The 25,747-nt window shown below is 45.2% G+C and carries 18 protein-coding genes; 11 read left to right on the top strand and 7 right to left on the bottom strand.

Annotated elements, in window-relative coordinates; translation table 11 throughout:
- Positions 1–102 precede the first annotated feature (102 nt).
- The 3 genes from IE070_RS11530 (at position 103) to IE070_RS11520 (ending at position 5,014) form a co-directional block, all read left to right on the top strand.
- On the top strand, positions 103–3,351 hold the full coding sequence (locus IE070_RS11530) for an nSTAND1 domain-containing NTPase (RefSeq protein WP_189483346.1): 3,249 nt from the start codon (positions 103–105) through the stop codon (positions 3,349–3,351).
- Positions 3,352–3,374: 23 nt separating this feature from the next.
- The gene (locus IE070_RS11525) at positions 3,375–3,749 is read left to right on the top strand and encodes a DP-EP family protein (protein ID WP_189483345.1); all 375 of its coding nucleotides are present in this window, start codon (positions 3,375–3,377) and stop codon (positions 3,747–3,749) included.
- 290 nt (positions 3,750–4,039) lie between these two features.
- Positions 4,040–5,014, top strand: coding sequence for a sensor domain-containing diguanylate cyclase (locus IE070_RS11520; protein ID WP_189483344.1), 975 nt, complete (start codon positions 4,040–4,042; stop codon positions 5,012–5,014).
- Here IE070_RS11520 and IE070_RS11515 read toward each other — a convergent pair.
- Positions 5,011–6,333, bottom strand: coding sequence for a cyanate transporter (locus IE070_RS11515; RefSeq protein WP_189483343.1), 1,323 nt, complete (start codon positions 6,331–6,333; stop codon positions 5,011–5,013). The genes IE070_RS11520 and IE070_RS11515 overlap by 4 nt on opposite strands.
- A gap of 125 nt (positions 6,334–6,458) precedes the next feature.
- Here IE070_RS11515 and IE070_RS11510 point away from each other — a divergent pair, with 125 nt between their 5' ends.
- A complete protein-coding gene (locus tag IE070_RS11510; protein ID WP_189483342.1) occupies positions 6,459–6,962 on the top strand; it encodes a MarR family winged helix-turn-helix transcriptional regulator in 504 nt (167 codons plus the stop codon).
- A 109-nt stretch (positions 6,963–7,071) separates the two neighbouring features.
- On the opposite strand, the gene glmS is transcribed toward IE070_RS11510, so the two are convergent.
- The 4 genes from glmS to IE070_RS11490 form a co-directional block, all read right to left on the bottom strand.
- A complete protein-coding gene (gene glmS / locus IE070_RS11505) occupies positions 7,072–8,901 on the bottom strand; it encodes a glutamine--fructose-6-phosphate transaminase (isomerizing) (RefSeq protein ID WP_189483341.1) in 1,830 nt (609 codons plus the stop codon).
- A gap of 54 nt (positions 8,902–8,955) precedes the next feature.
- Positions 8,956–9,723, bottom strand: a complete 768-nt coding sequence (locus IE070_RS11500; protein WP_189483340.1) for a DeoR/GlpR family DNA-binding transcription regulator — start codon at positions 9,721–9,723, stop codon at positions 8,956–8,958.
- Between the two features lie 266 nt (positions 9,724–9,989).
- Complete coding sequence (locus tag IE070_RS11495) at positions 9,990–13,394, bottom strand: ATP-binding protein (RefSeq protein WP_229797046.1); 3,405 nt, start codon at positions 13,392–13,394, stop codon at positions 9,990–9,992.
- Positions 13,395–13,488: 94 nt separating this feature from the next.
- Positions 13,489–14,055 carry a YceB family lipoprotein gene (locus IE070_RS11490; RefSeq protein ID WP_189483339.1) on the bottom strand — a complete coding sequence of 189 codons (567 nt, stop codon included), beginning with the start codon at positions 14,053–14,055 and terminating at the stop codon, positions 13,489–13,491.
- A gap of 291 nt (positions 14,056–14,346) precedes the next feature.
- Here IE070_RS11490 and IE070_RS11485 point away from each other — a divergent pair, with 291 nt between their 5' ends.
- The 7 genes from IE070_RS11485 to IE070_RS11455 all read left to right on the top strand — a co-directional run bounded on the left by IE070_RS11485 (position 14,347) and on the right by IE070_RS11455 (position 22,072).
- Entirely contained in the window at positions 14,347–15,222 is an 876-nt protein-coding gene (locus IE070_RS11485; protein WP_189483338.1) for an ABC transporter ATP-binding protein, read from the top strand.
- Entirely contained in the window at positions 15,219–16,487 is a 1,269-nt protein-coding gene (locus IE070_RS11480) for a hypothetical protein (protein ID WP_189483337.1), read from the top strand. Before IE070_RS11485 ends, IE070_RS11480 begins: the two co-directional genes overlap by 4 nt.
- Before the next feature lie 24 nt (positions 16,488–16,511).
- On the top strand, positions 16,512–16,952 hold the full coding sequence (locus tag IE070_RS11475) for a GntR family transcriptional regulator (protein WP_189483336.1): 441 nt from the start codon (positions 16,512–16,514) through the stop codon (positions 16,950–16,952).
- Positions 16,942–17,391, top strand: a complete 450-nt coding sequence (locus IE070_RS11470; protein ID WP_189483335.1) for a hypothetical protein — start codon at positions 16,942–16,944, stop codon at positions 17,389–17,391. The genes IE070_RS11475 and IE070_RS11470 overlap by 11 nt, the downstream gene beginning before the upstream one ends.
- Positions 17,392–17,546: 155 nt before the next feature.
- Positions 17,547–20,393 carry an EAL domain-containing protein gene (locus tag IE070_RS11465; protein WP_189483334.1) on the top strand — a complete coding sequence of 949 codons (2,847 nt, stop codon included), beginning with the start codon at positions 17,547–17,549 and terminating at the stop codon, positions 20,391–20,393.
- Positions 20,394–20,596: 203 nt separating this feature from the next.
- A complete protein-coding gene (locus IE070_RS11460) occupies positions 20,597–21,733 on the top strand; it encodes a dicarboxylate/amino acid:cation symporter (protein WP_189483333.1) in 1,137 nt (378 codons plus the stop codon).
- 87 nt (positions 21,734–21,820) lie between these two features.
- Positions 21,821–22,072: a DUF1289 domain-containing protein gene (locus tag IE070_RS11455; RefSeq protein WP_189483332.1), complete on the top strand. Its 252-nt coding sequence runs from the start codon at positions 21,821–21,823 to the stop codon at positions 22,070–22,072.
- Between the two features lie 76 nt (positions 22,073–22,148).
- Here IE070_RS11455 and glmU read toward each other — a convergent pair whose 3' ends face one another.
- A complete protein-coding gene (glmU, locus tag IE070_RS11450) occupies positions 22,149–23,513 on the bottom strand; it encodes a bifunctional UDP-N-acetylglucosamine diphosphorylase/glucosamine-1-phosphate N-acetyltransferase GlmU (RefSeq protein ID WP_189483331.1) in 1,365 nt (454 codons plus the stop codon).
- 228 nt (positions 23,514–23,741) lie between these two features.
- Positions 23,742–25,685, bottom strand: a complete 1,944-nt coding sequence (locus IE070_RS11445; RefSeq protein ID WP_189483330.1) for an alpha/beta hydrolase family protein — start codon at positions 25,683–25,685, stop codon at positions 23,742–23,744.
- Positions 25,686–25,747 lie beyond the last annotated feature (62 nt).

Raw genomic sequence — 25,747 nt, 5'->3', positions numbered from 1 at the left:
ACCGTAGCGGGCGAGCATAAAATCAGCGTTTAACGCTAAACTAATCGCGATAGCCATGTTATGTTGCGTCATAAACTCGTTAATACTCACTACAAATCCATTATGAACAGCCTATTCTTTTTTGGTGACTGGCAGGTTGAGCCCGCCGCGAATACCTTGCGCCAAGGTAAACAGGTTCAGCAAATCGAACCCAAAGCGATGGCCGTGTTATTGTTACTTTGCCAACAGAGTAATGAGGTGGTAAGCACCGACGATATTGTGCATCATTGCTGGCCCAATACTGAAACCGGCGATAATCCACTACATAAAACCCTAGCGCAGCTTCGCAAAGCGCTGGGCGATAGCGCTACCGAGCCGCGTTATATTGAAACCATCCGCAAACGCGGTTATCGCGCCATTGCTGAGGTGCGCTATCCGCTGGGGCAAGAACAAAGCTTAACCGAGCAAAGCTGGCAGCAGGGTTCACCCTTTCCGGGCCTACAAGCCTACGACGAGCACTATGCCAGCGTGTTTTTTGGCCGTGGCACCCAAATCGCTACCTTACTGGAACGTATTGGCCAGCAAGTAAAATATGGCCGGGGCTTTTGTTTATTATTGGGCCCCAGTGGCAGTGGTAAATCGTCTTTGGTTAATGCCGGTATTTTGCCAAACCTGATGCAAGAAGGCGGCTATCACGGTGTTGAGGTACTCAGCTATACCAGTTTGGATTTGGCCGACGTCGCCCCGCAACAACTGCTGCTGAATTTAGCCAGCGCCCTGCTAGACTGGGAACTGAAGGACGAACCTATCCTGGCTGGGAATAGCGCCGAGCAGCTGGCTCATTCTCTGGCCGAAGCACCCGCAGAGATTATTCAGCGTCTTAGCGCGGCACTTAACAATGGCAGGCAACACGTGAAACGTTGCGCCCTGTTTATTGACCGGTTAGAAGTGTTGCTGTCGTCACCCTTATTTAACGACGACGAGCGTAACCAATTTGTCGGCTTACTGGAGCTATTCGCCACAAGTAACACGGTATTGGTGCTCAGCGCCTGCCGCAATGAATTTTATCCGTTGTTGGTGAATTACCCGACATTGATGGCAGGTAAAGCCAAGGGCGCCCATTTCGATTTAGCCGCACCTAACCGTACCGACTTACTGCAAATGATCCGCTTACCGGCACTGGCTGCCGGACTGAGTTTTGATACCGATCCTGACACCGCCGTTCCTCTGGATGAAATTCTCTGTCGTGAAGCAGCCAGTAATCCCGATGCGCTGCCTATGCTGCAATACACCTTACAGCAATTGTATTTGCAACGTAGTAACGACAATAAGCTATTAGTGTCGGTATACAACAGCCTCGGCGGCATTGAAGGCGCTATTGGTAAAAATGCCGAGCAAGCCATCAACACCCTGACCGCAGCACAGCAAGCCAGCTTACCGGCGGTGCTGTCGTTATTAGTCACACTACGTGAAGATGAGCAAAGCATTACCAGCCGCAGCGCCCGCTTTAGCCAACTTAAGAGCGATGCCGAGCACGCCTTGGTACAAACCTTGGTAGAGCAACGCTTATTTGTGTCGCACTTACAGCATGGCGATCCCTGCTTTAGCGTAGCACACGAAGCCTTACTGCGGCGCTGGCCGCGCGCCACAGCTTGGATTAACGAGCATTATGATAGCCTGAGCATAAAAAGCCGCCTGCAAAACTTGCAGCAACGTTGGCAAGCCGAGCAGGGCAATAGCGCTTACTTATTAGCGCCGGGCAAACCACTGCAAGAAGCCTTGCAATTACAACAAAACCCGCTGTTTCAGCTAGATGCTGCCGAGCTGGCTTTTATTGAAGCCTCCGCTCAAAAAGCCCGGCAAAAACGCTGGTTACGCCATGGCACTATCGCCACCCTGTGCTTACTAACGATGATGGCGCTGACCATGAGCATAAAAAGCTACCACGCCGAACAACAGGCGCAGCAAAAACGCCTGGCCGCCGAAAACCTGCTGGGGTTTATGGTGGGTGAATTTGCCGACAAGCTACGCAGTATCGGCCGCATGGATTTATTAGACGGTATTAGCAATAAGGCACTGGAATACTTTACCGATTTTAGCAATAGCAGCACCTCGCAAAGTACCGAGGCGATGCTACAACACGGCCAAACCCTGACCGCCATGGGCGAGGTCGCCTATTCGCGCGGTAAAATAGATGAGGCCAGCGCCGCCCTACAGGCCGGCCGCAGCCAGTTAGAAGCCGTATTAGCACTACAGCCAACTAACCTTGAGCTATTAAAAACGCTTGGTGCCAACGCCTTTTGGCTGGGGCAAATACAATACGATGCCAGCAACTGGCAGGGCACTCAACCCGAGTTTCAGCGTTATTATCAATACAGTGAATTAATGTACGAACTGGCTCCGGATAATCTCGATGCCATTATGGAGCTGTCCTACGCTACAAACTCTTTGGGCTCGTTGGCGATGAAGCAACAGCGCTTTGAGGTTGCCCGCAAGAATTTTGAAGAATCGTTACGGTTAAAATTATTGGCACAGGCAAAGCAGCCTGAAAATAACCAACTGTTGGCCGATATTGCTAATACTCGCTCTTGGCTAGCGAGTGCTAGCCTCGCAGAGGGTAATATACTACTGGCAAAAACGACTTATCAACAATTACAGACAGAGTTATTAGCCGCTGAGCATACTCCAGAACCTTACTTGCTGGATATTTTATCCAGCAGCTACCAAAAACTAGCAGACATCCTACTTTATCAAGGGCAAGCAACAGCAGCCAAAGCTGCCTCAACACAAGGTCTCACTACACTTTATCAAGCCCTTTCCCAGGATCCAGAAAATAGTATCTGGCAAAGGAATAAGTACTTTTTTTATTACCAACAATTTCAACTCCAAGATAATTTAAATCTAAACGAGATCAACCTGCAACTTAACCAAGTACTCGAAGAATTGAATGCCACTAATTCCAAAATAACTGCTAGGCATCGTCAAGATATCAGCGCTCGCTTCAGGCTCACAGCTGCCAATCATTTTTATAGTAAAGCTGAATATAACCTAGCCAAGTTCAATGCTGATTTAGCAGCAGAAGCCTTTAGCGAACTTACGAAGCAACAACCGCAAAACTCGGTATATCAGGGCCTGCTGGCCGATAGCCAGCTTGCCCAAGCAAAGTTTTTGCAGGCGATGCAAAATCCTATAGTGGCGACTGAATTGTGCCAGCAAGCAATTGATCGCTTAACACCTATCACAATGCACAATAAAGATCCGCGTTATCTTATCAGCTATAGCCAGGCGCTGGATTGCTTGGGTAAGCTACAGCAACAATCTGAACTACTGCATCTGTTGCAGCGAAATGCCATTACCAATATTTATTTTTAACCAATAACGACAAGGAGAAACCGATGAATAACACCAACGCTTCACTCATTATCAACGTTACAGTAAGCTTGGAACAAGGCGAGCCGGTATTCAGTTATCAAAGCGCCAGTGGCGAGCCATTACCCAGTGGTGATATTACCGTTACCGAGGCCAGTACCATTACCTATAAGCTAGTTGACAATACCGGTAAAGGGTTAAAATTTATGGGTGCAGGCTTTAATACCCCCTTTGATGGCATTATTGATGCAGTTACCGTAAGTAGCGATGGCCAGTACTTGCAAATGTTAGATACTGACCAGACCGCAGGCACCACTAAATTTCAATTTATCCTAAGCAATACCAGCAATTCCCTCTTTATCCTTAGCCCCGATCCTGAAGTAAAAAATAATCCAGATTAATAGCTTTTAGAAAATAAGCTAAAACCAGCTACCAAGCTCCAATCGGGGGTTTCACATTAATGCTATCACCACAACTTTTTAAGTCGTAAGTAGCAAAACTAACAACCATACTTCAAGCCTATGCAACAACCAGTGCCTAATTTACGTTTAATCTTTCCTTACCCCGCTTGAAAAATAAAAATATTATTAAATAAAATCATAATCTTAAAAAGTAAGGTTACCGAAAGGTTCTAGCACAACTAACGCTCTATAGTGAGCTATAACAAAACTCACTAGTGTGGACAAATAAGATGAGCGCAGCCCCGTTTAAAAACACCTTAGAACCTCAAGCACTGAATGATGAGCATAATGGACTATCGCTAAATGAGCATAATCAAGCGGAACACTTTACAATCAGCCGCTTTATTCAATATCTGGCCGAAGCCGTGTTGGTGGTATCACCTGACGGGATCATTCAATGCGCGAATGCAAAAGCCGCACTGTTACTAAATTGCGTGGATCAGCCGTTAATTGGCGAATCTTGGCCTGCATTTTTACAAGGTCGTTGCCAGCAACAATACTTAGGATTAGTGAAAATTGTAGCGAAACGTGTATTGTCGTTACAAGCTGGCCCTACCGAGATGGTTGTAATATGCGCCAATGGTGAGCGTAAAGATATTGAACTCTCGGTGTCGTTTTTACCCGAGTCGCCAGCAAGTTTAGTGCTTATTTTACGTGATCTTAGCCGCCAAAAAGCGGAGTTAACCCAGCTTCGCCGTCAAGCCGCAACCGATGCATTAACGGGCTTAGCGAATCGCCGTAGTTTTGATGAACAGTTATTACAGAACTGGCAACAATGCACTGCCGCGAAAAGACCGCTTAGTGTGATCATTATTGATATCGACTTTTTTAAGCAGTTTAACGACACCTACGGCCATATTCAGGGCGATGCCTGCTTGCGTAAAGTAGCTCGCGCCATTTTGCAGGCCATGCCACTTGATGCTGAATTGGCAGCACGTTATGGTGGCGAAGAATTTGCGTTAATTTTACCAAACTATAATGAAATTAAAGCCTTGAATGTTGCAAGAGCGCTGCAACAAGCGATTAGGCTGCTGCAATTTACCGATACGGGCTTGCCTGCGTCGGTGGGTATCACCGTAAGTCAGGGCATTGCCAGTGAGATTAATGGTCAGTTTCGCACCAGCACGGCCTTACTTTGCGCAGCAGATACGGCCTTATACCGCGCCAAAGCAGATGGCCGCGATTGCATTAACGCCAGCTGTTAAGCTGGCGACGTGAGCGCAAAGTGCTGCCGATAACTGGCAACACTAAACTTTGCCCCTAAATAAAGCGCCAGCACGCTGCTAGCCGCTAGCAGCAACCAGGCAAGGGTAAAGCTTTGCAAGCTGTCGCGCAGCCCGCCAGCGATCCACGGGGTAAAGGCCGCCATAATATAACCGATACCTTGCACAAAGGCGGTTAAGCGCCCAGCCTGTACCGGGTTATCTACATGATCCATGGTAATTATAATGGCCAGTGGAAAAATCCCACCAATGCCCAAACCGATCATCGCCACCCACAGCAACAACGCCGTATCGGGCAACAACGCTAAACCGCTAAACCCCAACAATTGCAGCACGCAAAGAATAGCAATCACTTGGCGCTTATCACGACTACGCATGGCTAACCACGGGAAGAATAAGCCCGCTACCACTTCACAGCTGGTTAAAAACCCCAGCAGCAAGCCAGCTTGTTTAGCAGTTAAGCCTTGCTCAATGGCATAAGGCGCCAGCCAAGCCAACACCGAGACATAACAGCTGGTGCCGAGCGCAAAAAATACTGCCAATTGCCAGCTTCGTTTATTGCGCCAAAACGACAACGCTGGCGCAGGCGCCATGGCCTGACTGGCGGCTTTGGGTGTTTTTAATTGCCAACACCAGATAAACAGCGCGAACAGTGCCAAGAATACCCAACTGCCCAAACTCATCCGCCAGCTTAGGCTGCTGGCCATAAGTGGCGTGCTGATAGCCGCAATAGCCGCACCCGACATAATGGCCGTGACATAAAAACCCATAATCAGCGGCGTTTTCTCGGCAAAACGCGCTTTAATAATGGCGGGCAATAGGGTTTGGATCATGGCAATTGCCATACCGGCTAACAACGCCGTACTGATCAATAAACCGGCATTAGGTGCCCAGAAACGCAACGCTGTTGCCAGCGCCAACACCATTAAGGCTGCCGCCACCGTGCGCTCTAAGCCCAATGGCGCGGCTAACCGAAAACCAACAAAGCTAAACAAACCCATTGCCAATACCGGCAACGTCGTTAACAAGGAGGCCGCACTAAAGCTTAAGCTAATATCGCCCTGAATCGCTTGTAACAAAGGGCCTATCGCCGCCAAAGCGGGCCGCAAATTTAACGCTACCAGTACGATTGCCAGTAAACATAACCCTTGTGCGGTGCTTAATATACTCGCTTGGCTGGGTTTAGCCGGCACCTGTACAGCAGCCGTTGCGCTATCGACCTGTAATGTTTTTACTAAAGTAGAGCGGGTCTCCGCGCTTGCAGTTGCAGCAGGGTTAGCGCGGGAAGATGAAACAGACATAAACACCCTTAAAGAATCTTTTTAAAAAGTATCTTTACGTAAAGATATTTCTATTCTGCCTGTTCTTGGTTAAGCTGTAAAGCAGATCACTAATCTGAGCTAACACAACGGGCTAATAAACCACTATGAATGACGATTTAGATCTTATTACCGCCCAGTGGCAACGCCAAGGTATTACCGATGAATTACTGGCTATACAGTTACTCGGTCGCTTTGCCCGCTTAAATAAAACGCTGGAGCTGGCATTTTTACACTGCTACGAGCAGCATGGTTTAAAGCAGGGTGAGTTTGATGTGTTAGCCACGTTAAAACGTGCTGGTGAGCCCTATTCGTTATCGCCATCGCAACTGTATCAAAGCATGCTATTAAGCTCTGGCGCTATGAGCACCCGACTAGACAAACTAGAACAACGACAACTAATAAGCCGCCGCCACTGCACCGAAGATCGGCGCGTGGTGCATGTTAGTTTAACCGAGCAAGGCAAAACGCTGATTGAGCAAGCGCTACCCGAGCATATCGCCTTACAGCAGCGGCTAATGGGCAATTTAAGCGCCGAGCAACAACAGCAACTCAGTGGTTTGTTAAAGGTATGGTTGGCAGGGTTTAATACCGCGACTGAAAAAACGTAATATCTCTTTCAAAAAGATATTACGTTTTTGAAAGAGATAAAGCCGGCTTTAGCCGGCTTTAATATAACGAGATTATTCTTAGTATGTCGATAATGTTCGATCCTAAGTTTTACTCTACCGTCACCGACTTCGCCAGATTGCGCGGCTGATCGACATCCGTGCCTTTAATAATCGCCACGTAGTAGCTCAATAACTGCAGCGGAATAGTATAGATAATGGGTGCAATTAACGGATGAACGTGCGGTACGTTCACTACACGCTGGGTAGCATCAGACTTAAAGTGCGCGTCAATGTCGGCGAACACATATAAAATACCGCCACGGGCGCGTACTTCTTCCACGTTAGATTGCAATTTCTCTAAGAGCTCATTGTTAGGCGCTACAACGATAATCGGCATATCGGCATCAATTAATGCCAGCGGGCCGTGTTTTAGCTCACCTGCCGCATAGGCTTCTGCATGGATATACGAAATTTCTTTGAGCTTTAAGGCCCCTTCCATGGCGATAGGGTATTGATCGCCACGACCTAAGAATAATGAGTGATGCTTGTCGGCAAACTCTTCGGCCAGCGTTTCAATACTGGTGGCCAGCGTTAAGGTTTCTTCCAGCTTGGCCGGTAAGGATCTTAATGCCGTTACCATTTCCTGTTGCTGGGCAGCTGTTAATCCGTTGTATTTGCCAATAGCCAGAGTCAGCATCGCTAAACCCACTAACTGAGTCGTAAAGGCTTTCGTTGAGGCAACACCAATTTCAGCGCCAGCGCGGGTCATAAAGGCTAAGTCTGATTCGCGAACCAGCGATGAGCCTGCAACGTTACAAATGGTTAAGCTGCCAATATAACCGGCTTCTTTGGCCATACGTAAAGCGGCTAATGTATCAGCCGTTTCGCCTGATTGCGAAATGCTCACTAATAAGCTGTTGGGCTGTACAAAGGATTTGCGATAGCGGAATTCTGAGGCTATCTCCACGTTACAAGAAATACCGCCTAATGATTCTAACCAATAACGCGCGACCATACCTGAGTGATACGATGTCCCACAGGCGACAATTTGAATATGCTTTACCTTTTTAAACAGATCTGCAGCGCCATTACCAAAGGTTTCATCTAACACGGAATCGTTACTTAAACGGCCTTCAAGGGTATTGTTGATCGCACTTGGCTGCTCATAAATTTCTTTTAGCATAAAGTGGCGATATTGGCCTTTGTCGCCGGCGTCATAACTGGCGTTCGATTCAACCACCGCGCGCTCAACTTGCACACCGCTTTTATCGTAAACCGTAACGCTTTGACGGGTAATTTCAGCTACGTCGCCTTCTTCTAAAAACATAAAGCGGCGGGTAACAGGTAATAATGCTAATTGATCCGAAGCAATAAAGTTTTCGCCAATACCTAAGCCAATTACCAACGGGCTGCCTGAGCGCGCAACCACCAAGTGTGAAGGATCGGTTTTATCCATTAATACCGTGCCGTATGCACCGCTGAATTGCTTAACGGCGTTTTGCACTGCGGCTAATAACGAACCCGCTTTTTTCAGCTCGTCTTCGACTAAGTGCGCGATAACTTCCGTGTCGGTATCAGAATTAAAAACATAACCTTTGGCCTGTAACGCTTGGCGCAAAGGGCCATGATTTTCGATAATACCGTTATGCACTACCGTAATATTGCCAGACACATGTGGATGCGCATTGCGCTCACTCGGTTCACCGTGCGTAGCCCAACGCGTATGCGCAATACCCGTACCACCTGGTACAGGTTGCGCGGCAACAGCATCGGCCAGTTCTTTTACCTTACCCAAACGGCGCAAACGTTGTAACTCGCCTGCAGTACCGACAACGGCCACCCCGGCCGAGTCATAACCGCGATATTCTAAACGGCGTAAGCCTTCTACTAAAATATCTACCACGTCCCGCTGTGCTACTGCACCAACAATGCCACACATAGTGTTACTCCATTTAACTGAATTAATCGGTTTACTCTAACCAAGATGCGTTAATCAGGCCTGAACCCGAATGACATTAACACCTTGCTGCTCAATTTGTAACGCTGCCGCTTCTGACAGCCCCGTATCGGTAACCAATACCTTAATCATCGACCAAGGCAGCTCGAGATTATGAATTTTTCGGCCTAACTTATCTGACTCTAACAGCACGATCACTTCACGTGATACTTCCGCCATCACTCGGCTTAAGCTGTAAAGCTCGTTATACGTTGTGGTACCACGCGCTAAGTCGATACCGTCGGCACCAATAAACAGTTGATCAAAATCATAATTGCGTAACACCTGTTCAGCTAACTGGCCTTGGAAAGCTTCAGATTGCGGATCCCAGGTACCACCGGTCATCAATAATGTCGGTTCGTTTTCTAATTCGCGTAACGCATTAGCAATGGCTAACGAGTTCGTCATCACTACCAAGCCGCGTTTAGTGGCTAATTCGGGCAGCAATGCAGCCGTTGTCCGGCCACTGTCGATAATAATACGATAATGATCTTTAATTAGCGCCGCCGCCGCTTTGGCAATGGCTAACTTTCGCTGTGAAACTTTTTCAAGACTACTGTCTGACACAAAATCTTGTGGTACCGGAACGGCACCACCGTAACGCCGTAATAATAATCCTGCCGCTTCTAACACCGTTAAATCTTTACGAATAGTCACTTCAGAGGTGTGAAATTGCTGGGCAAGTTGCTCAACAGAAATTTCACCCTGCTGCTGAAGTTGCGCCACAATGAGATGCCGACGCTGCTGCGTATTACGTTTATTCATTACTTTCGCTTATGTTTCGAAACGAAAGATATTTTATCTGCTTTTGTCGATTTTGCAAGCAATGGCAATGATGAAATGAAAATAACTCAATAGTTAATGATAATTGTTTGCATTTAAAATAAAAGTCTGTATAGTAGCTCAGGTCAACGGAGTGAGAGAGGGCCTAGGCTCGGAAATGGATTGTTCTGGTCGTTGTGAAATTTGTCCTGCATTGACGGGGAGCTTCGGCTCCCCGATTTTTTTATTAGGTTTACTGCTTTAGCACACTATCCTTCCGCTTTTACCATAAAACGTGGAAAGCGAATAAGATAGTGCAATCCTTGCCCAATATCGCTGTTAACGGTGATTTCACCATGCAAACGCGCCGTGACTAAATTAAAGACGATATGCGCGCCCAAACCGCTACCGCCCTGATTGCGCTTAGTCGTGAAAAAAGGATCAAACAATTGCTGCAAATGTGCTTTCGACATACCACAACCATTATCAGCAAAGCGTATTTGCACCCGTTTATCGTCAACGGTCACCTCAAGCGTGATCTGTGGTTCTGGTATATTGTCTAAGCCATGCAACAATGCATTCATTACGAGATTAGTAATAATTTGTGCAATGGCACCCGGATCTGAGTACACATTAAGCGGTGTTGGGCATGTTATGTGCAATTGGCATCGCAGCTGCTTCAAACGCGCACTTAACGATAAAACCACATCGTTTAAATACTGTGCTAAATCGAAGTCACGATACGAATCGATACTTTGATCAACCGAGACTTGTTTAAAACTGTTTACCAAATCGGCGGCGCGCTGCGTATTCACCTGCAAAATTTTTAGGCCATCGGCCAAGTGCTGTAAAAAGCGCTCAAATTGTTGCTGCCCTACACTGCGATTAGCAAACGCAGTAGCTAAACTGCGCTGCTCTGCTTGCAAATGGCTAGTCGCCGTAACGCACACACCCAAAGGGGTATTAATTTCATGCGCCACACCGGCCACCAAACCGCCTAATGAGGCCATCTTTTCCTGCGTAAGCAGCTGCTGCTGCGTTTGTTGTAACTGCTGATAAGAGGCAGCCAACGCATGATTTTGTTCTGCGAGTTGATGTGTGCGCTCTGCCACTAATCGTTCTAACTTACGACGAACTTGATATTCAAGACGTAATTTCCAATAGATAAACCCCGTGATCGTTGCAACTAAGGCCACCAATATCGTTAACCGAAACCACCAACTTAACCACCACGGCGGCAGAATGTTTAATGGCAGTAACGTTGGCGCTTGCCATTTACCGCCAGGTAAACGCGCCGACACTTCAAATTGATATTCACCCGGCGGTAAACGCGTATAGGTAGCGATGGGGCTTTGGGCACTACTTTGGATCCAATCTCGATCGAACCCCGTTAAGCGATATCGATATTGAATAAGCTGGGGCTGTTTAAATTCTGGCGAGGCAAAGCGTAAACTAAACATATCTTGTTGATAATTTAATTGCAGTAATGGCAATTGCGCTAACGCTTTGGGTAGCAGCGCACTGCCAGTCCGTACCGGTTGATTAAACAATGATAAACCGGTGAGTTGTACTGGGTTTAAAGATACAATTTTAGGTAACTCATTAATATTAAAATAGTCAAATCCCCTGGCACCGCCGCGATAAATCACATTATCGATAATGTCCCAAGCGCCTATCCACGTTATACTTTGCATCCCATGAGCTTCGTTAAGTTCTAAGTAAGTTTCTTGCTCTGGCAGCCAATGTAGACGATATAACAAGCGAAACACTTCAGCCTGCTGTAAGTGTTCATCCTGATCTTCAGCTTGTAAATAGGGTTTAAAAACAGTGGTCGTGGTGGGCTGCTGGGGATCGTATAACACTCGATGATTAATATTGCCTGCTCTTAGCCATAATTGCTGCTGTGCATCTTCGAGAATCAATTGCACACCGTTCATTTGTAAACCATGCTCACTGCCCGCATGTTGTAACCAATATTGAAACGTATTGTTTTTTACATCAAAGCGCGCAATCCCTTGATCGGTTGATCCCAACCAAATGGCGCCCAAATGATCTTCTGTAATGTTGTTTACATCACCAAACCGTAAATTAGCGTGCTCATCTTTTAAACCACGAAAATGCTGTACCTCATCGCGGCTCGCATTAATTTTAAATAAGCCTAAGCCGCGGCTGCCTATCCATAAATTTTGTTGTTTGTCGAGGTAGAGTGCACCAATAAAAGGCGCTACCGTGGTGTTTAACGGAAACGCCTGCCACTGCCCAGTGATAGGATCAAGCTGGTATAAACCGTTGTTAGTGCCTAGCCAGAGCTGTTGCTTGGCATCTTTTCGGATAGCGTGGATCGACGTTAGCGCAGTTAAGGTACTTGGTATAGGATAATGCTGCAACTCGCTGGTTTCTGGGTTAAAACGCACAACCCCCCCATCTCGATTTGCTAACCACACTTCACTGCCTGATACGGCATCAATACCCAATACATTAGGTGCCGGCAATAAGGTGTTTTTCAATGCCCCTGGCGGAACGGTTCTAATGGCTCTAGCGTAACGGCTTAATCCCTTTATACCGGCTTGGCTAATCGTCCATAGAGTGCCTTGATGATCCCCAAATAACCCTAATAAATCGGCTCTGGCAAGGCCTTCGGTGAACTCACTACTAAATGGATAATGGATCCATATGCCGTCTTTGTCGCGTTGCCACAAACCGCCACTGGCATCGTTACTGTAGCTGCTAAGCCACATCGTCTGTGTTTTATCTATCCAAATGTCACTTAATAACGCTTGTTGTAATGCAACAGGCTGCTCTGCTGGCACAAACACACCTAACGCCGGAGCATAGCGGTATAGCCCATGGCCAAAAGTAGAAGCCCAAATCTGACCATCGGCCGATTCACGTACACGGGTAACCGAAACGAGTTTGTTCTCGGGATGTTGAAACGGGATCGATTGCCAAGCTACACCGGTGTTATCCCGATATAACACACCGCCATATCGTTGACCTGCCGTACGAATTGGTGCATCACCTGATGCTAACCACATGGCACCGGTGGTATCAATAAATACATCATTTATAAAATTTACGGCGGTATTTGCTGTTGACGGCGGGCTAAGTGTCGTTGGTGGCGTGGTGGTTAGCGCAAAAAACAGCGGTAACGGTTCGGCAACTAATTGCCCCTGTTGCAAACGAAACAAACCGGCGCCATAGGTCGCTACCCAAAGCTGTCCTTGGCTATCAAAACGTAATGCCGAAATTTCGGCCGACTGAGTCCCTAAAGCTGCAGGGAAATCGTATCGAACAAACTGCTCGGTGGCAGGATCAAATTTATTTAAGCCACCATAACGGGTTCCTACCCAAAGCGCCCCTGATGGATCAACAGCCAACGCCGACACCCAACTGGCAGACAGATTTCCCGCTCGACTGGGATCGGCTTTAAACTCTTGTACATCCGTACCATCGTGACGAAACAAGCCATGCTGCGACCCCATCCAGATAAAGCCTTGCTGATCTTGGATCATAGTTGTGGGGACAGGCAGTGTTTTTCCCGGTGTACTTAGGCTGATAAAACGGCTAAATACCGGCTTTGCGGTGGGAGTGTTAAGAGATGAACTGGCAAATACCGATAAAGGCAGCACCAGAAACAGAAAACAACTAAATGATGCTAGATGCCAATACCGCACGTCATCTTCTTATAAAGTACGCTCGTTTTTAAAGTATTATGCGTACTTAACAGAACTGCAAGCCTTTAGATTAACTTGTTTAGCAAAACAGGCTTTACCGCGTTGCTGAAGACGGCGTAAAAGCAATTCGCCCTTGCTGCACGGCCATGTTAAGAGGCACGGCGGTTAATAATTTAACGGCAGGATCGCGTGTATCCAAACGATACACCGGATTTGTCGCCAAATATTGATTAACCAGCAGTAACAACTCATTGCTCACCGGCGTAAGATTTCCGCGATATCCCGCCGCATCTACCGACGAGTTTAGTAGTTTGACCGAGCGCACAAAAACGGCCTGTTGCGCCGCATCATAATAAGGCGCTCCTTCAATCGCTAATTGTAAATTAGCCGGATACGTTAGCCCAAATAAACTTAATGTTGCATTAGCTGCAGTATCAATACGAATAACATCGCTATTATTCGGGCCAATTTGCACTTTCATGCTATCAACCGCCATTTTAAGCGGGATCCCTGCCACATTCGCTTGACGCGTTAACGCCGGAACTTGCTGGCTAAGCATCTGCTCAAGTTGTGTTTCAGACACAGAATACACCGACATTTGCCCTAGTTGACTGCAGCCAGCCAAGCATAGCATTACCACAAAACTTACGACGATGCGCATAAAAAAATACCCCATTAAAATACCTATGTATGGCTTGTGCTTGCTGCAATTGACGCAAGACATTGCGCTTTGCACACATTGCTGTTGGTAACATGCTGACTACCCTAACAATCACAGCTGAGTTTGCGCTGAACAATAAACTGTTACACATAAAGCATAGCAATAATACCTATCCTAAACTGCGTTTTTCAGTCGAACCAGAGTCTATTGACGTTTTTTTCTACAATACACTTGATCCCGAACATCAACTGTATTAGTGTATTAATACAGTTTATTTTAAGGGATAGGGATATGACTTCTATTGTTCACATAACCAACCTACAGCGTCGTATGGGTAAACAGAGTGTCTTGCAAAACATTAACTCAGAGGTTCGACAAGGCGATGTGATTGCTTTACTTGGCAAAAACGGTGCGGGTAAAACAACATTACTAGAAACGATACTGGGCTTAGCGTTACCTACCGCGGGAGAAGTGAGAGTGTTTGGCACCCTTAGCCACGAGATCACGAGCACAGAGAAACAACGGATTGGCTTTGTTCCACAACAAGACGAGTTATTAGAACAGCTTACCCCACGTGAACACCTTAGCCTGTTTGCCCAATTTCAAGCTAAATGGAATAATACCTTATGTGAACGCTTGTGCCAGAGCTGGGAAATCCCGCTTAATACGCGGATCAGTAAACTCTCTTTAGGGCAGCGCCAAAAGCTCTCTATTATCTTGGCATTGTGTCATCAGCCCGATTTACTGATACTGGACGAGCCGGTTGCCAGTTTAGATCCTATTGCCCGACGCCAATTTCTTACAGAACTTATTTCAATCGCTCTAGATCAACAAACCGCCATTATTTTCTCATCACATATTGTCACCGATATGGAACGCGTAGCCACAAAAGTGTGGTTACTAAAAGATCACCAGCTCTGCTGGCAAGGTGAATTAGATATGCTGAAAGAACACGTAGTGCGATTGCATATTAGCGCCGAATCACCGTTACCCACTAATTTGGTTATTGCGAACAGCATACGCCATGTTTATCAGGGCAAAACAGCGATGTTCACGGTAACCGGATGGCATGATGCTTTAAAGCACACCCTTGAGCAACAATTGCAAGCCGATGTTCGGGTGGAATACTTGAATTTAGAAGACATTTTTCTGGAGTTAAACGCATGAACGCCTTTTTCAGTGTTGCTCGCTTGTTGCTATGGCCAAGCTTACTGATTAAAGGGCTTTGGTTGGTTTTGTTTGCCATGAGCGCGCTTTTTTTGATGTCTTCGCACCCAAAAATACTGCTCGTCCCACTTGCTTGCCTTATGTTATTGGTATTTTGTATACCGCTGCAATCGATGTCACTTCGTTATAAAAGTACATGGCTATTACTGCCACACTTTAAACAGCTTAGTCGTATCGTGCTTGTCGGCACGGCATTATTTTTTGGTTTGCTTAGTGGCTGCGTTTTTCTTTTATTACAACATCCTTTTGGAGTGGGCTTTAATCTTGGTTTACTCGCTTTTGCTGCTCTTATACTGCCCTGTTTACGGTATGGCCATTTATGGCCACTATTGTTAAGCAGTGCCATCTTAATAGTGCTCGCCAGCAGTAAGCTACTAAACACGCTTCTGGTTACACCGATTACAACGGCTTTTATTTTCCTTCCCCTGCTGAATATCGCACTTATTGCGTGGTTTTGGACACGTTGGTTAACGCCCAGCCAAGGTTTTACTGCCCCTCAAAATACCTTCTGCTTAGACCTTAGAGCAGGATTATTCAAAATGACTCGGAAACCCGCCACACTCAGTGGCAGCTTGTTACTAGGCCAAGGCGATAGCTTGCAAGCAAGGATAATCCGTAACATAGCCTATTGTTGGTATTTACCTGCTTTTATGCTGCTTTGGTCAGTTTTTTTTACGCAAGGCGGTATGCCTGAACAGCCTTTTTTACGCGCATTATTTATTTTCTTTCCGGGCTTTATACTAATTGAACAATTAACCCATTTATACCGTCGCGTTCGCCGCGCCTGGTTGCACTTACCGGTTGGCCGCCAGCAACTATTCACGGTGTTAACACACCAAGCGCATACAGAACTCAGTATAGCCACGTTGATCGTAAGCCCATTGTTGTTCTGGTTACTGCCGGCCAAAACCGCTATTGCGATGCTCTTACTGTGGCCCAGTTTAATGTTGTTTTGTTTATACCTAAGCTGGCGCTTAATTACTGTATCCCTGCTTTGGACTGGAGGCGCCCTGATCACATTACAACTTCTCAGCATACTAGCGTTAATTTTTTGGGATCAACAACCTGGTTACTTAGTCATTATTGGCGCGTTCTTTGCCAGTGCAGCGCTATGGCTAAAAAAACACGTCCGTGCACATAGCTACACGCAAGATTGGGCTCAACTGAAAATGCCTAAAGTGCAATCCGCTTGGAGCAGACGATGAACCTACTGTGGCAAAAGAGGCATTATGTTTAGCATTAACCCCAACAGCGGTGAGCCGATATATCGGCAACTTGTTGAACAAATTAGACGGATGGTGGCAAGCGAACAACTGAAAGCCGGCGATGAGCTACCGTCGGTACGTGAGCTCGCTGCACACTATGCGGTCAATCCCATGACGATTTCTAAAGCCTATAGCCTATTAGAAACGGAAGGGATTTTAGCGCGCCAGCGCGGCAAACCCATGACTATTGCGCAGCAACCTATGCAGGCCCAAACTGAAGCCGCCCGCGTACAGCAACTTTTACCGTACCTTACACACGTAGCGCTGGTTGCAAAACAGTTGCAACTATCAAAGCAAACTGTACTATTAGCGTTAACAGAGCAGTTAACGCTAACAGAGCAGCGCGACCTCACTGCTGGCGTCGAGTTAATAGAAGCCTCGGAGCAACACTTGGATGATCACTAACACTGTTACACAACGTCAAAAAGTCGTACTCGCCTTGAAAGCACAACCTTGGCGCCTTGCTATAATCGCTGCTAGCTTAGTAATGACGATAGTGAATTTATACCGCGGTGAGTTTGTGTTTAGTCTGCTCTGGCTTAGTATCATTTTACAAGCCTTAACGTTAGGCGTTCTTGGTGATCGGCAGTACGAGTATGAAGCGGTTGCTGATGTTTTGGCACAGCTCAAAATAGAACACGGTATGCTCCACGTGAAACATCGGCAGCTACACGTCCAGAATGTAAAGAAAATCGCATTAGATGCCCTAGACGATGATTATGCTTATATCGATCTTCCATTTAATATTTACCGTTCAGTTGCTATGCGCTTTCCTATCGCGCAAATGCCTTTGGTGAAAGACTGGATATCTACACATCTCCCGCATGCAGAAATTATCTGTTAGCAATAATACGCTTAGGATCACTTATCGCCTCAATTTTTAGAACATACTTATATTTAGGAGATATTGGAAAAAAATAGAATATCGGGTTTACTTGATAAAACACTTAAACTAAGTATGCTAAATCAAATGATAGTTTACTTATCAGAACTAATTTGATGCAAATAGCGCAAGATGTAAATGACGTATCATCATTTTCGTTTTCCAAGCTAGTTTTTTTACTGGCGGCATTATCACTTTTTACATTTAGCCCTGTAATATTTAATATCAGCATACCTACCATCAGTCATCAATCTTACGTTCCGATACACACGCTATTGGAAGTGATTGCAGTTGTTATTGCAGCAATGATTTTTGCCATAATTCACCAGCAAACTCCCCTAAAAATGACATGGCGTGGTGCTGTATTAGCGGGTAGTTTTTTTGCGATTTTTTGGTTAGATCTGGCGCATTTGCTCTCATTTACCGGCATGCCAGACTATTTCACTACCAATACAACTCAAAAAACCATTAGCTTTTGGTTAGCAGCACGATTAATCGCGGCAGTGGCTTTATGCTTCTCAGTACTTCCCTTTGCTGATCGCATTATTAGCTTACGTCAATATTACCTTGTGCTTATGTTTGCAGTTGTTTTTGTTGTTTTGTGCAACTATATCACTCTTGTCTACCCTGATATATTACCCACCTTTTATACGCAAAGCGCCGGGCTAACTTCAGCCAAAATAGCTGCAGAATATGTGGTTATGTCAATCGGGGTTTTGACAGTATTTTTTATGTTTTATTTTCGCAGTCAACAACGCCCTTATCATGCGCCTGCAATGTTGGCTGCTATTATCACTATGATATACAGTGAGTTTTACTTTACTATTTATAGCAACTTTAATGACAGCTTTAATATTATTGGCCATCTAATTAAATTATTGTCATACACTTTTTTATATCGTGCCTTAGTTTATGAAATGCTGGCAGAGCCTTATAGTAAGTTACAACAATCTCAGGGAAATCTCGAAGCAACTCTTGCCGCGGTTCCAGACATCTTATTTGATATCGATTTGACAGGCCGTTTTCATAATGTCTATTTTCATTCTCAAAGTAAGCTTTATCTGCCACCAGAGCGGTTTCTCGGTTTAAGTGCTCATCAAGTACTACCTGAGCATGTTGCTCAAGTCACTATGACAGCGATTGAACAAGCCCATCGTCGAAGTGGATGTTCCGACGCACATCAATACGCTCTTACTATCGGCAGCGAGCAAGAAACTAGCTGGTTTCAAGTCATTGCATCGCAAAAGCCCAATACCAAAGGTATTGCTCGATTTGTGTTAGCCGTTAGAGATATAACATTGCTAAAAAATGCTCAAGCTGCAGAACAAATTAATGCACTGGCATTTCATACTCGTGAAGCAATTATAATTACCGATGCAGAGCAACGAATTATTCGAGCTAACCCAGCTTTTAGTGACATCACTGGCTACAGCGAATATGAAGTTATCGGTAAAATGCCCTCTATGCTTTATTCAAATTTACATGATAGCGCCTTTTATCAGCATTTATGGCAAGTATTAGCTCATGATGATGTTTGGAGTGGCGAGATATACGATAAACGAAAAAGTGGAGAAGTTTATCCAATTCAAGTCGTTATTAACGCGCTAAGAGATAACAATGGTGTTGTTACTCATTACATCGCCAGTTTTAACGATATCAGTAAAGCGAAAGCAGACCAAAAGCGAATTCATGAACTCGCTTTTTATGATCCTTTAACGCACTTGCCTAATCGACGATTTCTAATAGAAAAAATAAACGAGACTCAAATTGAATGTGCGCGCAGCAAGGAATATGTAGGGTTATTTTTTATTGACCTTGACCACTTTAAACGTTTGAACGATAGCTTTGGTCATTCTTATGGAGATGAGCTACTACAACAGTTAGCTGCTAGGCTAAAGCTGAGTATTTCAATAACGGATACCTTAGCACGTCCTGGTGGAGACGAGTTTATCCTCTTAACAAAACTAAAGACAACTGAGCAACATGGCGCCGCTGCCGACGCGGAAGTTATCGGTAACAAGCTATTAGATGACATAAGGCAACCTTTTGTTTTAAAAGGACATCCCTACTTTATTACTGCTAGTATTGGTATTGCTTTATTTAACGATAACAGCAAAGCGATTGACGAATTAATGTCGTCAGCCGATTTAGCAATGTATCATTCCAAAGAAAGAGGGCGTGATCAGCTGTATTTTTTTGAACAACAGATGCAGCATAAACTTCGCCAGCGACAACAATTAGAACGTGAGTTAAAAACAGCCTTACTTGAACAGCAATTTATACTTCACTATCAGGTGAAGGTCGATGCCAAAGGTAAAGTTGCTGGCTATGAAGCCCTAATTCGCTGGCAACATCCTGAGCAAGGCTTGCTTAGTCCTAATGTATTTATTCCGCTCGCAGAGAGCTCAGGGTTAATTATTGATATTGGCCTTTGGGTATTAAAGACTGCCTGTCTACAAATAAAAAAGCTCACTCAAGAAGGCCTGAGCATCCCTATTGCCGTGAATGTAAGTGAACTTCAATTAGGGCAACAAGATTTTGTCGATGTTGTCAAACAAGTGATCACAGCAACGGGTATCAAACCCACTTTACTTGAACTTGAATTAACTGAAAGCATGCTTCATCACGATTTAGCGCGTACTCGCCAAACGTTAATCAGTCTAAGTACATTAGGGGTAACCTTTTCTCTGGATGACTTTGGTACAGGCTATTCCAGCCTATCTTACTTAAAAAACTTGCCCATCAGTGTATTAAAAATTGATCGATCGTTTGTAAAAGAATTTCTTAATGAGACTACAGATCACGCTATCGTCAGCACTATAATTGGTATGGCCGAATCACTCAAGCTAGCTGTAGTTGCGGAAGGGGTTGAAAATGAAGAACAATTTCAGGCGTTAAATGCTATGGGTTGCAGTTTATTTCAAGGATACTTATTTGGTAAACCCGCGCCTATCAAAAACTAAAATACCTGATTTTTTATCTGACTGCGGCTTTAGCTAGCGACAAATCGTTATTAAAACAATACAGCTAAAAACCATTTACGCGTAATGCATCAAGTAACGCTAAGAGTAATTCATCACACGCAGAATTTAACTTTAAACTTATGTTATGCTCCAATTCCTAACTTACTCATCTAATAACTACATTTGGTAAATGAGAATACACTATGTTACTTATCCTAAAACTTATTGCTGGGATTTTATTGGGCATGATGCTTGGTTTATATGCCCCACACTGGCTTACTCAAATATTGATCACTTTTAAAGCGCTGTTTGGCCAATTATTATTTTTTACAATCCCGCTTTTAATCCTGTTTTTTATCACCAGTGGTATCGCAGCCCTACCCCGAAACTCTGGAAAATTACTCGGGCGCACTCTAGGGATTGCCTATTTATCTACTATTGCTGCAGGCACCTTTACCTTTTTGATTGCCGCCATGGTGATCCCTATACTGGCACCAGCCGCCGCCGATCTCGCGAGTACACAAGGGGTTAATTTAACACCCTATATCGAAATGAATATCCCCCCAGTATTTAATGTGATGACCGCCTTAGCACTGGCGTTTATTTTTGGTCTAGGCATTGCCAGTACTCAAGCAACGTCACTGAAGCAACTCTCTGATCAAGGTCGCGATATTATTCAATTGCTGCTCACCAAGATCATTATCCCGTTTTTACCGCTGTATATTGCCGGCGTTTTTGCCCAAATGGCGGCCGCAGGCAGCGTTTTTGTCACCTTACAAACTTTCGGTATCGTGCTGATTATGGCGCTAGTGCTGCATTGGCTGTGGATTGTTGCCCTCTTTGTTATCGCAGGTTTTAAAGCAGGCAAATCGCCTCTTGGTCTTATTAAAAATATGCTACCCGCTTATTTTACTGCCCTGGGCACTATGTCGAGTGCGGCTACTATTCCGGTATCACTGCAAGCTACTAAAAACAACGGCGTTACAGAAGATGTTGCAAATTTTACCGTGCCACTTTGCGCTACAACCCACTTGGCAGGCTCTACTATTACCATTGTTAGCTGCGCCGTAGCAGTAATGATGATGAAGAATAATCTGGATATCCCTTCACTTTTCACCATGCTACCCTTTATTTTAACGTTGGGCGTGGTGATGTTAGCCGCACCGGGCGTACCAGGTGGCGCAGTTATGTCTGCCGTTGGCTTACTTGGCACTATGCTAGGCTTTGGCGAAGGGGCTATTGCCCTGATGATTGCACTGTATATGGCACAAGATAGCTTTGGTACGGCGTGTAATGTGACCGGTGATGGCGCTATCGCCGTATTGGTCGATAAGCGTTAACCGGCCAAGGCGGCTTAGCAGCTAAGCCGCCTTTCGCTAAAAGTTGTTGCTAGACGACGGCTGTTATGGTCAGGAAAAATGATAAGAATGATTGAATCCCCCTGCGTCGCCTGTTGTAAATTAGACGAACACAAAGTGTGCGTTGGTTGCTACCGGCATATCAATGAAATTGTTGACTGGAACCGTCGCTCAGAGGCAGAACTGGCCGCTATCATGCAGCAGGTTACTGAACGAAAACAACGCTATCACCTGCTGGATATCAATAAAATGCAAACGAGCGCTATAACCCAAGCCGAGTGGCAAGCTGCAAAACAGGCGCTGAAACGTTCGCAAAGTTAATGATTTAATCAATAATTGACGTGTAAAACGGATCCTATTACAAAGTAGGATCCATTTTATCCATAGTATTTACAGCTTACTTTTTAATTTTCACTGGTCGTTGCCAGCCTTCAATATGCCGTTGCTTAGCGCGTGCTACCACTAACTCGCCGTCACCTGCATCGCGGGTAAGCACTGAGCCAGCACCCACAGTGGCATTCACGCCTACCGTAACCGGTGCAACCAGTGAGCTGTTCGAGCCGATAAAGGCGCCATCTTTAATGGTAGTAACAAACTTATTAGCACCATCATAGTTACAGGTAATAGTACCGGCACCAACATTGACTTTATCGCCAATCACCGCATCGCCAAGATAGGTTAAGTGGTTGGCTTTGGAACCTTTACCCAACGTGGTCTTTTTCATCTCAACAAAGTTACCAACATGGCTATCATCCAGCATGATGCTGTCTGGCCGTAAGCGGGCATAAGGCCCCACCGAACAGTCACTGCCCACAGTGGCGTGTTCAATCATCGAGTTCGGTTTAATTTCGGTATTATCGCCAATACGGCAGTCTTTAAGGATACAGTTGGCACCAATAGTCACGCCTTTACCCAGCACAACCTTGCCTTCGAAAATAACGTTAATATCAATCATCACATCGTTACCGACTGCAACGGTACCGCGCACATCAAGCCGCGCTGGATCGCGCAGATTAGCGCCAGCCAGCATCAGTTCTTCAGCTTTACGCTGCTGATAAGCGCGCTCTAGGGCGGCTAATTGCACGCGATTGTTCGCACCTTCTACTTCCATCGGGTTTTGCGGCTGGGCAGTGGCAATGTCGACCCCTTCGCTATGCGCCATGGCAATCACATCGGTCAGATAATATTCGCCTTGTGCATTGCTGTTTGATAGGCGACCTAGCCAGCTTTTTAACTGCTTACCTGGCAACGCCATAATGCCGCTATTCACTTCTTGAATTTTTAACTGTTCTGACGAGGCATCTTTTTGCTCAACAATGCCAACTACCTTTCCGTTTTCACGCACAATACGGCCATAACCGGTTGGATTCGGCAGGTTGACAGTAAGAATCGCTAAACCATTGGCAGGTTTTGCTGCCAGCAATTGCTGCAGGGTTTCCAGTCGGGTTAATGGCACATCCCCATAGAGCACTAATACGGTATCTTCGTCAGCGATATTGGGAATGGCTTGCGCCACCGCGTGGCCTGTGCCCAGTTGCTCGGCCTGTAACACCCAATGCAGTGGCTGCTCGCCCATAGCGGTTTTTAACGCATCCGCACCATAGCCGTAGACCAGTTGAGGCTTGTCGGCGCCAAGCGCGCGTGCCGTATCAATTACATGCTGCACCATGGGCCGCTCAGCCACCTTGTGCAATACCTTAGGTAAATCCGATTTCATCCGTGTGCCTTTGCCGGCCGCCAGTATCACAACATTTAATGCCATTACGCTTCATCCGTTTATTTTTAATAACGATATTCTACCTTATTTTGTTTTAGATAAAAGGTAAGCTAGGTGACTAATAACCATAAAACCATGACAGTAAACCGGACAGTTAAAAATTACAGGAACTATCTAGGTGTGGTTAAAAAGATGGCATACGTTTTAAAACAAAAAAGGGGCGTTAATAGCCCCTGACGTTAATACTCACGCTTTCGCGTTTTGGTGCGTTTTTTAATTTGCAGCCGTGCTATCACCAATATACTTATCAAAGAACGCTAACATTTTCTCCCAACGTTCAACGTTATTTTCAGGTTTGTAAAAACCATGCCCTTCTTTGTCTTTGACTAACCATTCATATGGGTGATTGCGCTTTTCGAGTTCTTCTTTTAAACGATTTGCATGAATAATGGGTACACGACGATCTTCAGCGCCATGAATGATAAAAACCGGTGCTTTTAATTTATCTAGATTTTTAAGAGGTGATTGCGCATCTAACCGTGCTTTATCGCGACCAATTGCCATTTCCAGATAGTTTATACCGCTTTTTCGCTCTGGAATGTCACCATCGGTATACATTAAATTCAAATCAAAGACACCCACAAAGCCTACTGTACATTTATATAAATCCGGCTCGCGTATCGCACTCATTAATGCAGCATAACCACCATAAGACCCGCCATAAGCACAAACCCTATTCTGATCAACAATACCTTTTTTAATGAGATGCAGTACACCATCTGTCATATCGTCAATCATGGTGGTTCCCCAATTCTGATAGCCGATCTGCATGAATTCACGGCCAAAGCCCCCCGAACCTCGGAAATTCGGTTGTAAAACCGCATAACCGTGTTGCGCCAGCACTTTTGCATCAGAATTCATGTCTAAATAATCACGCGGGCCATGTGGACCACCGTGAGGTAATAGAATAAGCGGTAAATTTTTCGGATCTTTGTCACGTGGCAAGGTTAAAATACCGTGGATATCTAAACCATCCCGGCTTTTATAAAAAATGGCCTCTGTTTGCGCCAGCTGCTCGGCTTTAATCCACGGGCTAGCATTTAACAGATAACTTAATTGCTTATTTTTAATATCGTATAAATAAAATTCGACCGGATGATTGGCAGAACGTACTGACAGCACTGCTAAGCTATTATCTCGCGTGCCAGAGGTAATGCTAATGCGTCGTCCTGGAAAAGCCGCTCTTAAACCTTGTAGATGATTGCTAAATTCTTTATCTTGCACATCAGCAAAAAATACCTCGTCATAAATATCATAATCATAGGCGGCGCCTATCACTTCATTGACGTTACCATTACGAATACTGTAAATCGGTGCAACATCCACTTTGGGATGATGTGCCAGCACTTCTTCAGTGCCAGTTTCGGGATTAAATATACTAATGGCTTTGGTATCGGTTGTTGTGTCGCTGAGTCCTAAAATCCGCACATTATCTGACATAAAACCTAATGGCATAAAATTACCATCGCGCTGACCATAACGACGCAATGTAACCCAATCACTGCGCTCGTCCTTGCGATACATCATCACCATTTCATTATCGTTATTTTGATCGACGCCAATAGCAATTCTTGCAACCCCGTTACCATCCGTCAGCATATCTGAAGAGCGCATCGGCGCACGCGCTACTTGCCTCACACGACCAGTATCAATATTAAGACGTTTAATTAAACTAAAAGAACCTACACGATTTGGTGTTGAGGTTACAATTAAGACAAAATTCTCATCGTCTGGCAGACTGTTAATCACTACGGCAGCATCTTTCTCAAAGTCGGCACGATACCCTGTTAACATGCGTGCATTTGAGCCATCTGCGTTCATAGCAAAAATTTCACCCGTGCTAACCGGTACTTCTAAAGAACCTATATCGCGTACCAAGGTAATTAATAACCGCTCTGCATTGGCCCAGTCGATGCTTCCAATCGAATCTTTACCTGTAAAGTGCCGAACGCTTAATACCTGATTAGTTTTAATATCAATAACTTGAAGATAAATATTACCTTCTTCACCGCGTGTGGTAGCCGCCAGGTATTTACTGGAAGGAGAAATTTTTATTTCTAAAAATTGTGAATGCCTTGCGTAATCTTCTAACGTTAAATTCTGAGCCGCTACGCTAAACTGGCATAACAGAATTAAAATACTTAAAAATAAGCGCATAGGTTTTATCCTGTGATTTTTATTATGGTGGTAACTAAATTAATATAAAGCGCTTTTAATAA

The sequence above is a fragment of the Alishewanella tabrizica genome, assembly GCF_014652375.1.
Lineage (GTDB): Bacteria > Pseudomonadota > Gammaproteobacteria > Enterobacterales > Alteromonadaceae > Alishewanella > Alishewanella tabrizica.
Note: the sequence above shows the minus strand (reverse complement) of the source record. Positions and strands in the feature narration are given on the sequence as shown.